Consider the following 9,651-nt stretch of genomic DNA (forward strand, 5'->3'; position numbering starts at 1 on the left):
GAGTTTAATGCAGCACTTTTCCTTTTAAGGGCTTACCTTTAGTATCAAGCACCTGGATGTTTGACATGGTTTTGAGCAGGGTGTGATCATCATACATCCAGACTACCTTTTTATCACGGGTTACTTCAAAGGCATGGGGCGCTTCGCCAAAATGATTATGACCAAGCCAGTTGGTGAACACAAGGTTACCATTAGGTAATATTTCCATACCGGTCATAAATTTGAAGCTGATTCCGGGAAGCTCATCTTTTTCAATTTTCCATACGGTGTTCCCTGATCTGTCCACTTCAACAATTCGCGGATCACCATTGTGATCGGAACAGGAAATTAATGTGTTGCCGTTCGGCAGACGAATGACGGAATGAGGACCGCCTGTCACCGGGATTTCTCTTACAACCCGGCCTGCAGAATCGTATTCGCAAACCTTGTCGAGCCCATAGTGAGCCACCAGGTAGTTCCCGTTATCCAGCTTACGGGCATTGCGCATAAATCCATGACCACCATCAGTATCGTCCGGAAGAAGTTTGATTGTTTTTATAATCTGTCCTGCAGGTGTAATTTCAAGAAACTTACCCGAATTACACTCGCCCACAAAAGTATTCCCGTTTGCCAATCGCTGGCATGCGTATATTTCGCTTTGCGATTCATAATTGAAAACAACTTTTTTATCACGGGTTACTTCCTTTACCCCTTTGCCTGTATTGAACAGCAGATTCCCGTTGGGCAGAACCCACAAATCATTGCAGTTCTCGGCCGGATATTGCCAGAGCAGCTTGCCTTCGTCCGATATAATGCATACCAGTCCCCGGGTATAATCCGTGCATGCAAAAGTATGTTTCACCAGCGGCGACAGAACGGATTGAGATCGGATACCGGCAGAAAGGATCAATAAAAACAACAGGTTCAGAATAGTTCTTTTCATGCCGGTATGTATTTCAGTCTATATCAAAAGTAGCATCAAATTTATAATTTTTCGAATTTTAAATTCCTAACCCGGCCTGAACCCACTTTGAATCCGGTTACTTTGTTATTGCTGTCACGCGTGAATTCCATCTGGCCGTAAAACCATTGATCGCCGTTAAATACATTTTCCCTGGTAGGCGATAAATGGATATCCCCGGTTCTGAAATGTCTTGCAACCAGTTTTCCCGATTCAACAAACAAAGTGTATGATGTTTTCAGTTCATCACTGTGATATTCCCCAGTAAAATCATTGAGGTTTACCGATGCAGGATCAAAATCGGGCAGCTTGTTAGCTGTAATTTGCTGTCCCTGTATGCTCACAAGTACTTTCGTTATCTTGCCGTTGTTATCCGGATTAAAAGTAAGTTCAGCATCAGCCTCCTTAACCACAAACCTGTAATTGGATAACCGGATCATCTTTGTTTTTTGTAATCCTTGCGTTTCAACAAAAAGATCGTTATCATCATTTGTAATAGTTGCTATCAGCCCGGGTTGAATTTCATATTTGCCTGAATAGCTGACCAGCATGTCATGCGTCATTGGTGCTTTTGAAGTATCTGCAACAGCTTCAGCACTGGGCTTTTCAGGTTCTCTGGTTTCTTTGTCAGCAAGGTAGATATCCCTGATTTTTCCTGCAATATCACCGGGATTGAATGATGCAAGGTTACTCAGTACATTTACTGAAAAATGCTGATCGGGAATTCTCATTAAATCCGTGCGATAGCCTGCATCAGCCCCGCCGTGTTCATATATTTTAAGTCCCCTGTAATTGTAAATTCCTTGTCCCATAGCATAACCAATGGTGTCACCATTATTCAGCACCTGTCTAAGGTTCATCCTGTCGATAAAATCTTTTCCAACGACCGGTTTTTCAAAATTCAGAGCCCAGAGGCAAAGATCTTCAGAGGTCGTGAACAAGCTGGTTGCACCTGTAGTAGAATAAAGCAAATTACTTTTCTTGAATCCTGTACTGTCGCTATAAAAGGAATAGGCCCTGTTTTTTACGATTTTTTCGCAATCATCATAAAACAGGGTATGGTTCATTTTCAATGGTTCAAAAATCCGTTTTTTTGTGAAATCTGCAAAACTCATTCCCGACACGCGTTTAACGACTTCAGCAAGGAGTGTAAAACCGGTATTGCAATACACCATTTCATCACCGGGATTGAAATTCAATTCTTTTTGCCGGCTTATAAGGTTAATGATTTGTTGGGTGCTGATGTTATCATCCAGTCTCCAGCCGGCCATACCCAGTAATTCCCACTGATCGCGTAACCCGCTTGTATGGTGAAGAAGATGATTGAGCGTAATGACTTTGCCGAAATCGGGAACTTCAGGGATATATTTCCGGATATCATCGTTGATTGACAATTTACCTTCACTCTCAAGCATGAGGATCGCAAATGCAGTAAACTGTTTTGAAACCGATGCTATATGAAAAACGGTTGTAGGAGTTATTGGAATGTCATATTCGAGTTCGGCGCTGCCGTAACCTTTACTGAATATAATTTTCCCGTCTTTTAGCACAGAGATAGAGGCCCCCGGTGAGGAAAGTGTATTAAACCGTGCCATGATCTGGTCGATTTGTTTTTCAGGAGTTATACCCCTCGGTTCGACCGTTTGAAGAGTAATATCATATTTTCCCTTATAATCTTTTACGTCAATGGAACTGACTTCCAGGATATATTTGCCTTTCTTGTCTGACAACAGGGTAATCGGTTCATCTCCGTTGCGGAAATTGGGACTGTCAAACTGGCCCAATACTTTTCCGTCAGGATCGTAAGCAGTAATTTTCAAATCAATGCCGCGCTGAAACAGATTGGCAAATACGAATTGATTGGCATCGAGATTCAGGGAATACCGGTGTGTCTCACCGGTTTTTAATTCGGCTGAAGTTTTAGTTCCTTGTGTTAATGTGAATTCTTTTGTCTGACAATTGACTAAAAGCATGGCAAAGCAAAAAAATGCAGTAATCATGCATTTGTAAGCGATTTGTGGTTTCATTTGATAGAGAATTAATAAAATGGGATTGTATTATAAGGGCTTGGGTCTTAAATATAATTCTAAGACGATTCAATTTTAAAACCGTTACTCTATGGCAAAATCAATTTCCATAAATTCTTTTACCTCTTTGAGCCAGCGGTTCTGAACGAAAGCCACGTGATCGGGATGCTGATTATAGGCGTCATACGCTTTCTGATCAGCGAATTCCATAGAGAGTCCATAATCATAATTGTTCTTTTTGCTGATCTGTTTCATGAACTCAAATTTTTCAACACCGGGAATGGCGGCAAGGTTTTTAATGTCATTAATAAAGTCTGCTTCTTCAGGAGAATCTTTTTCATGTTTGAGGGTGAAGACTACAGTATGGCGGATGCGGGCAGAAGTGTTTTGCGACATGGCGGACGGGATAATGAAAACAGACAATAGTAAGGAAAGAAAGCACCTGGTATACATACACAGTGATTTAAGTTGATCCTCACCCAAAATTACTATTTTCGTTTTCAATTAGCGTCAGTGTTTGGTCAAGAAATTAAAAAACATTAACAATTCAATTTACGTAAACTCCATAAAAACATGAATGTGGTTTTCCTCGTTAACACAATATCCTCTTGGGATGAGCCTGAAAGGGCCCGTCATCAGTTTACTTATGCTCTTGCTTGTTATTACCCGATAATTTTCATTACCAAAAACAAATTTGGAATAAACAGGTTTGTTGAATCTAAACCAAAAGAAAACATTACTGTAATAGAACCCCATTTCCCGGTTAGCAGCAAAATACGGTACCGGTTTCCTCTTATAAATGAAATGTATCAATGCTGGCTCTTTTCCAGGTTGCAAAAAAAATATGGCAAAACAATTTTTACAGTTAATTTCGATTTCTCAGCTACATTGATTTCACGCTATTTTGCAAATACTATATATTACTGTAACGATGAATTCAGTGGAAATTATAAATATAGCAATGTTTTGATGGACAAGTATATTAAAGAATGTGAAAAGAGAGTGATCCGTTCTTCGAGGTTTTGCATTGCCACATCCAAATACTTGACTGAAAAGCTGAAAACGAATAACAGCAATACTTTCGAAATTCCGCTCGGATCTTCAGTACAAATTCCCGACTATAACCATCCACAGCCGTTTAAGCAAAACGAAATTATTACCGCAGCAATTTTAGGTTTCATAAATGAGCGCCAAATTTCAATTGAACTGATTAATAGAATTATTGAATCTAAAAAACTACAACTGGTACTTATCGGGTCTGTGGAGCCTTCTTTTAAAAACAAGTTAAGTAATATTCAGCGCGTTAAAATGACAGGTGAACTGAAAGGCTCGGCCTTATGGGCAGAATTAACAAAAATTGATGTAGGCCTGGCATTGTATAATTTAAAGCAGATTAACCCGGGAAATACTTCCAATAAATTATGGCAATATCTTTTGGCTGGTAAGCCTGTTGTAATCAGTGATCTTCCTAATCTCAGGGATATGGATTTCCCGGAAAAATCAGTATATAGATTTTCTGATGATAACAAACTCCTTGATACCATATTGTTAGCAGTAAACGAAGACTCTGAAAAATCTTATTTTGAAAGAAAGGACTTTGCAAAACAAAATAGTTGGGATGTTCGCGTAAATCAGTTTCTCGGAATTTTTAGAAATTATTTTCCATTTTAAATTCCGGACTGGCTGTAACTTCGTATCCCGTCAATAAATTTCTTTTCTGATTTTTTAACAGGCTGATTTTTGAATGATTATAAAGGATTGATACCTTTATTCCTTGTAATCAACCTGGAGTGAATCTGCTTCGAAATTCTATTATCATTATCGGTATTTTCCTGGAACTGTTTTCTTTAGAGGTCGGAGCGCAGAACAGCGAAGTTTTTGGAAGACTTGTGGATTCTCTTACCCACATGGGCATTGCTTCTGCTGATATCTTCAATTATAACAGAAATGTACTGGTGCATTCGGATTCATTGGGATATTTTAAAATTGGTTCTTCTCCCGGTGACACCCTTGTTCTATCAGCCGGAAATAATTCGTTTCTGAAAATCGTTGTAGCTGGAAATTATATCAATTCAAAATCACCCAGTATTTTTTCGCTTTCAATACAAAGTCATACCTTATCCGAAGCAAGAATTTACGGCTGGAATAATTATCCCGAATTCCGTGAGGATTTCATTGATCTTGAACTGGCAGAAACTGATGTCGAAAAGTTAAATAACAGTTTTTCCGACCGGATAAAAATTGAAGGCCGGGCGGCCTATGACTCTGCCCTGCTGTCGGGTAAAATCTGGGCACCCGGGCCATTCCCCATTTACACCCGTGATGAAAAGGAGCGGTTAAAACTGAAAGCCCGGGTTGTAACAGATTCTCAAAAAAAGAAGGTTTATGAGAAATTTAACCCCGGATTGATCCGGAAAATTACAGGGCTGACCGATGAAGAAGAAATAATTAAATTTATGGTTTACTGCCATTTTTCGGATGAATACCTCCTGGATATAATGGATATCGATCTTTATACTGAAATTGAGAAAAAATACAGGGAATACAGTAAGGCATCTAAACAGTAATTAAAAATATCGGTAATTTTAGATGTATTAAACCATCTAATCATGTCAAGAACCATCTTAGGTTTGCGAGGTTTTTTAATCCTGTCGGTTATCTTTGACCTACCATTGCTTAGCCAGGAATTGCCAGCCCCTTTTCTCATCATCCCCTCACCAAAACAGGTAAAAGTCACCGGTGCTAATGGATTGCCGGCAACAGCACTGAATGCTGTAATGCTAAAGGGAACGGTTAAAAGACCTGTTATGGGGAATCTTTTATCCGTTCTTCCGGAAACACATATCGACAAAAAAGGTGCTTTGCAATTGGAAATAGATACATCCCTGAGTCTGCCTTCCAATGAAGGATATATCCTTACAATCAGACAAAGCGGAGTCACTATAAAAGCAAAGGACCATGCCGGTCTTTTTTACGGGTGCCAGACTCTTGAACAGATGCTTGAAGATGCCTTGGAATATAACAAACCTCTTCCCGCATGCGAAATAACCGATTACCCGGTTCTGGCCTACAGGGCGGTGCATTTTGATGTCAAGCACCACCTCGATCATATGAACTATTATTATGAAAGCATTGACCGGCTTGCCCGATATAAAATAAATGCCGTTGTCTTTGAATTCGAGGATAAACTCAGGTACCAACGGCAGCCGCTTGTCGGCGCCCCACAGGCAATCAGTATCGACGAAATGGCGGCACTCACCCGGTATGCCCGTGAAAGGAACATTGAAATTACACCCCTTGTACAGGGTCTGGGCCACGCCACTTTTATTCTGAAACATGAAGCCTATGTTCCCCTCAGGGAATTGTCGTGGAACAAGTGGGCCTTCTGCCCCCTCAATGAAGGCACGTACCAGGTGCTGTTTGACCTGTACCGTGACGCAATTGACGCCACACCGGGATCAAAATACCTGCATATCGGCGGAGATGAGATCGGCAATATCGGGTTGTGTCCCCGATGCAAACCTATGGCCGACAAGGAAGGGATGCTAAGCCTCAGCCTTTACTGGCTTAAGCGGGTTTGTGAATTTGCGGCGGAAAATGGGCGAATACCTGTTTTTTGGGACGATATGCCGTTGAAAGAAGCCGGTGTTTATGAAACCACCTACGACGACGGAATCACTGAATCGGATGCGAGGCAACGATGGGAAAAAGGAATGCCGGCGATGGACAGCTTGCTGGAGGATTTCCCCAAAAATTGCGTGTATATGCGGTGGAATTATTCCATGGCCCGTCAACCGGGGAATATCATGGCACTCGACTGGTACAAATCGCGTGGCCTGAATACAATGATCGCAACTGCCACCAACACGGAAGGGGGTGAGTTGTTTCAGCAGGATATAAGGGATAAAGGTGCTGAATCTGCCGGGATAGTTAGCATTAAAAGCTTTATTGATCTTGCCGCACAAAAAGATGTTAAGGGAATGCTGTGCACAGCCTGGGATGATAAATCACCTCATATGGAGAATTACTGGCGCGGATTTATTGCAGCTGCCGAATACAGCTGGTCTCCCGGCGGACGTACACTTGAAAAGTTCGATGAGGCCTGGCTCAGGCGTGAATTCGGGCTGACCGTGCCGGATTACCTTCTGTTTCACCAAAAGCTGAGGGAAGGATCGGAATTCTGGTATGAGGCATTGTATAAACAGGGCAATATGCTGGATGAGGATAACAAATTACAGAGCCTTACTCGGGTTGAACACTGGTTGCCGCCGTTGGCAGGACAGGAAAATGTGGTTTTTGATTACTCACAGAAACTGATTGAACTGCCTGATCCAAATGCGCCGGGTGCATGGTCAAAAAAGTATAGCGACCGGCTTAGTATAGCTGGGAAACTGGTTAATGAATACCCGGAAAATATAAGAAGACTTCAGGCATTACTCGACGCATCCTTAAGAAACAGCTATTATTGGGAGCTGGCCATTGCCTTGTATGAGTTCCAGATGAATACGCCACGTCTGATGGTTGCCCTTGAAAAGATGGACCAGGGCCAAAGCAATGGCAGGGATGAAGTTAAATTGGCTATTGACGATTTTGATAAACGTTGGAATAATCTGAAACAGGTATATAGCAAAACACGGTTTGTCGAATATCCTCAAAATTATGTTCCCGACCGGTATTTTCACCTGGCCAGCCAGCGCGAGGACCTGTCATGGATGATCCAGGCGCAGGAGTTGCTGATGCCGTATATAAAGAAGTTGATTGATATGAATTAACTGGCTGATTACCTTCGGTTGATCACGGTTTATGGTTGCCCTATCAAAGAAATCCCTGCGCCTGCCGGCGTACGGGCTTTTTTATTTGTGGTCCACTGCAAACTTTAGTTTGCGTGGTCCCCAAATAAAAAATCCCTCTCCGACTATGTCGGAGCAGGGATTTCTTTGAGGTCTCTGGCGGACTATCGCAAAATAGATCTTATATGTCTGTGTTATAATTTAATACATTTAAGTAAGTTATCATAATGTGTAATTATTGTAGCTTTATAATTGTAAAAGTGATTGCACCTTTTTCCTGGCATTCGAATAAACCTCCAGATTCTGGTTAAACCTCAATTCTTGAATTATAGGTTTTATTTTAATAATGTGATGTTCAGCCCACCTCATGATCTTTTCCCCCTGCTTGTTATAACCTAATATTACGGTTTGCGGTATTAATCCCATATTTGAAAGTTTGTCAAATAAAGATGTACTAATATTTAATGATCTTGCAGCATCTTTACGACTTAGCACTACTATATTCGAGATAACGCTTTTTGAATTATTGTCTGAACTGTTTTTAAGTCCTGTTATTTCAACAATTCTTTCTATTAATTCATCAACGGTAATGTTCTGAACTTGTACAATATTCATCCTAATTTATTTTAGGCCTATTTTATATATATCTATAGCATTAAGAAGATCCTGGTATCTTTCAGCTAGTTGTTCCATTTTTTTGTAAAGTTCTTGATTCCCGGGTGCATATTGATTTAAGCATTCATTAATTTTTTCCCCAAGAACATGAATCATGCTTTCGATATTCTTAAAAAACTTTTCTCTTTTCTCAAGCTCCTCTTTATATTGCTTTGAAGTCTCAACTAAATTTTTGGCTGTGATATCTTCAAAGTCTGAATACCTAAGTATATCATACATTGATATATCTAAGATTTCGCCAATCTGTTTAAGTCTTTCTATAGATAATGAGATTTTACCGTTTTCCATTTGACCATAAGCACTTTGACTTATATTCATGTATTCAGCCATTTTTGCCTGGCTAATGTCCTTTAGGTGTCTTCGAATCCTGATTTCCTTAAGTAGTTGTTTATAAGATTCGTTCATTATCAGTAAAGCTTAATTTTTAGTACTATAAAAGTACTAAATATCAGTTTATTAATCAAGTAATAATTATATTAATTACGGGTGTTAATAAATAATATAAGTAATACTGGTAATTATATAGTAAATCTTATATATTTGTTGTGTTATTAAAACTTTAAATTATGAATAAACTTACTTCAATAGTAAAAGAGATTGAAAGTCAATACTTTCATTTAAAACCGGTAAAAGATTTTCCAATACTTACAGGGATTAGTCGAAAAAGGTGGGGTTTATTGATAAGAGGAGAAAAGGAACCCACATTAAAAGAAGCACATATTATCTCGAAAATGCTTAAAGTTGATTTGTCAGATTTACTCGACTGATATGGAATATGTTGCCTTATATAATAAAGAAGAGCTGGAAAGCATAATAATGAAATGCTTAGACAGACATCAATCTGAAAGTCAGAAGAAACTGGATCAATCAACCACCTTCACAATTAACCAGGTGGCTAAAAAATTACGCCGGCATCATACCACTATTAAAAAGCTTGTGAAAACAGGGCGGATCCCTGTTACAAACGATAATAGAATTACTCAGCTGGCGTTGAATGAATATCTGTCAGGATTACAAACAACTCATAAATAATAAACCCGCCTGGTAGACACAACCAATGCGGGTTATTTTTTAACAACAAGCTCAACCAATGGACAAAGATACTGAAATCACCATTCCAAGTTGTATTAACCTGTACGATAATTTTATCAATGATTATAATCTTACCAGGGATGACATTATTTCCATTGGTAGTATTTCAGGTGAAAGAGACCAGGAA

General features: G+C 39.7%; 10 protein-coding genes. 5 read left to right on the forward strand and 5 right to left on the reverse strand.

Features of this window, described 5'->3' with window-relative positions:
• Nucleotides 1–4 precede the first annotated feature (4 nt).
• The 3 genes from VK179_09710 to VK179_09720 all read right to left on the reverse strand — a co-directional run bounded on the left by VK179_09710 (nucleotide 5) and on the right by VK179_09720 (nucleotide 3,420).
• On the reverse strand, nucleotides 5–922 hold the full coding sequence (locus VK179_09710; GenBank protein ID HLO59006.1) for a hypothetical protein: 918 nt from the start codon (nucleotides 920–922) through the stop codon (nucleotides 5–7).
• Nucleotides 923–963: 41 nt separating this feature from the next.
• Nucleotides 964–2,967: a serine hydrolase gene (locus VK179_09715; GenBank protein ID HLO59007.1), complete on the reverse strand. Its 2,004-nt coding sequence runs from the start codon at nucleotides 2,965–2,967 to the stop codon at nucleotides 964–966.
• A gap of 84 nt (nucleotides 2,968–3,051) precedes the next feature.
• Nucleotides 3,052–3,420, reverse strand: a complete 369-nt coding sequence (locus VK179_09720; protein ID HLO59008.1) for a Dabb family protein — start codon at nucleotides 3,418–3,420, stop codon at nucleotides 3,052–3,054.
• Nucleotides 3,421–4,011: 591 nt separating this feature from the next.
• Here VK179_09720 and VK179_09725 point away from each other — a divergent pair.
• The 3 genes from VK179_09725 (at nucleotide 4,012) to VK179_09735 (ending at nucleotide 7,739) form a co-directional block, all read left to right on the forward strand.
• Nucleotides 4,012–4,638 carry a glycosyltransferase gene (locus VK179_09725; protein ID HLO59009.1) on the forward strand — a complete coding sequence of 209 codons (627 nt, stop codon included), beginning with the start codon at nucleotides 4,012–4,014 and terminating at the stop codon, nucleotides 4,636–4,638.
• Between the two features lie 119 nt (nucleotides 4,639–4,757).
• Nucleotides 4,758–5,534, forward strand: a complete 777-nt coding sequence (locus VK179_09730; GenBank protein ID HLO59010.1) for a hypothetical protein — start codon at nucleotides 4,758–4,760, stop codon at nucleotides 5,532–5,534.
• 42 nt (nucleotides 5,535–5,576) lie between these two features.
• On the forward strand, nucleotides 5,577–7,739 hold the full coding sequence (locus VK179_09735) for a family 20 glycosylhydrolase (GenBank protein ID HLO59011.1): 2,163 nt from the start codon (nucleotides 5,577–5,579) through the stop codon (nucleotides 7,737–7,739).
• Nucleotides 7,740–8,003: 264 nt separating this feature from the next.
• Here VK179_09735 and VK179_09740 read toward each other — a convergent pair whose 3' ends face one another.
• A complete protein-coding gene (locus VK179_09740) occupies nucleotides 8,004–8,372 on the reverse strand; it encodes a hypothetical protein (GenBank protein HLO59012.1) in 369 nt (122 codons plus the stop codon).
• Between the two features lie 6 nt (nucleotides 8,373–8,378).
• A complete protein-coding gene (locus VK179_09745; protein HLO59013.1) occupies nucleotides 8,379–8,837 on the reverse strand; it encodes a helix-turn-helix domain-containing protein in 459 nt (152 codons plus the stop codon).
• A 161-nt stretch (nucleotides 8,838–8,998) separates the two neighbouring features.
• Here VK179_09745 and VK179_09750 point away from each other — a divergent pair, with 161 nt between their 5' ends.
• Entirely contained in the window at nucleotides 8,999–9,199 is a 201-nt protein-coding gene (locus VK179_09750) for a hypothetical protein (GenBank protein ID HLO59014.1), read from the forward strand.
• A 1-nt stretch (nucleotide 9,200) separates the two neighbouring features.
• A complete protein-coding gene (locus VK179_09755; GenBank protein HLO59015.1) occupies nucleotides 9,201–9,464 on the forward strand; it encodes a helix-turn-helix domain-containing protein in 264 nt (87 codons plus the stop codon).
• Nucleotides 9,465–9,651: the final 187 nt, after the last annotated feature.

The organism is Bacteroidales bacterium (genome assembly GCA_035299085.1).
Classification (GTDB): Bacteria; Bacteroidota; Bacteroidia; order Bacteroidales; family UBA10428; genus UBA5072.

Bases quoted from the DNA above. Each gene is read 5' to 3' on its own strand.
- VK179_09710 (HLO59006.1), bottom strand. From the start codon at position 922: ATGAAAAGAACTATTCTGAACCTGTTGTTTTTATTGATCCTTTCTGCC.
- VK179_09715 (HLO59007.1), bottom strand. From the start codon at position 2,967: ATGAAACCACAAATCGCTTACAAATGCATGATTACTGCATTTTTTTGC.
- VK179_09720 (HLO59008.1), bottom strand. From the start codon at position 3,420: ATGTATACCAGGTGCTTTCTTTCCTTACTATTGTCTGTTTTCATTATC.
- VK179_09735 (HLO59011.1), top strand. From the start codon at position 5,577: ATGTCAAGAACCATCTTAGGTTTGCGAGGTTTTTTAATCCTGTCGGTT.
- VK179_09740 (HLO59012.1), bottom strand. From the start codon at position 8,372: ATGAATATTGTACAAGTTCAGAACATTACCGTTGATGAATTAATAGAA.
- VK179_09745 (HLO59013.1), bottom strand. From the start codon at position 8,837: ATGAACGAATCTTATAAACAACTACTTAAGGAAATCAGGATTCGAAGA.
- VK179_09750 (HLO59014.1), top strand. From the start codon at position 8,999: ATGAATAAACTTACTTCAATAGTAAAAGAGATTGAAAGTCAATACTTT.
- VK179_09755 (HLO59015.1), top strand. From the start codon at position 9,201: ATGGAATATGTTGCCTTATATAATAAAGAAGAGCTGGAAAGCATAATA.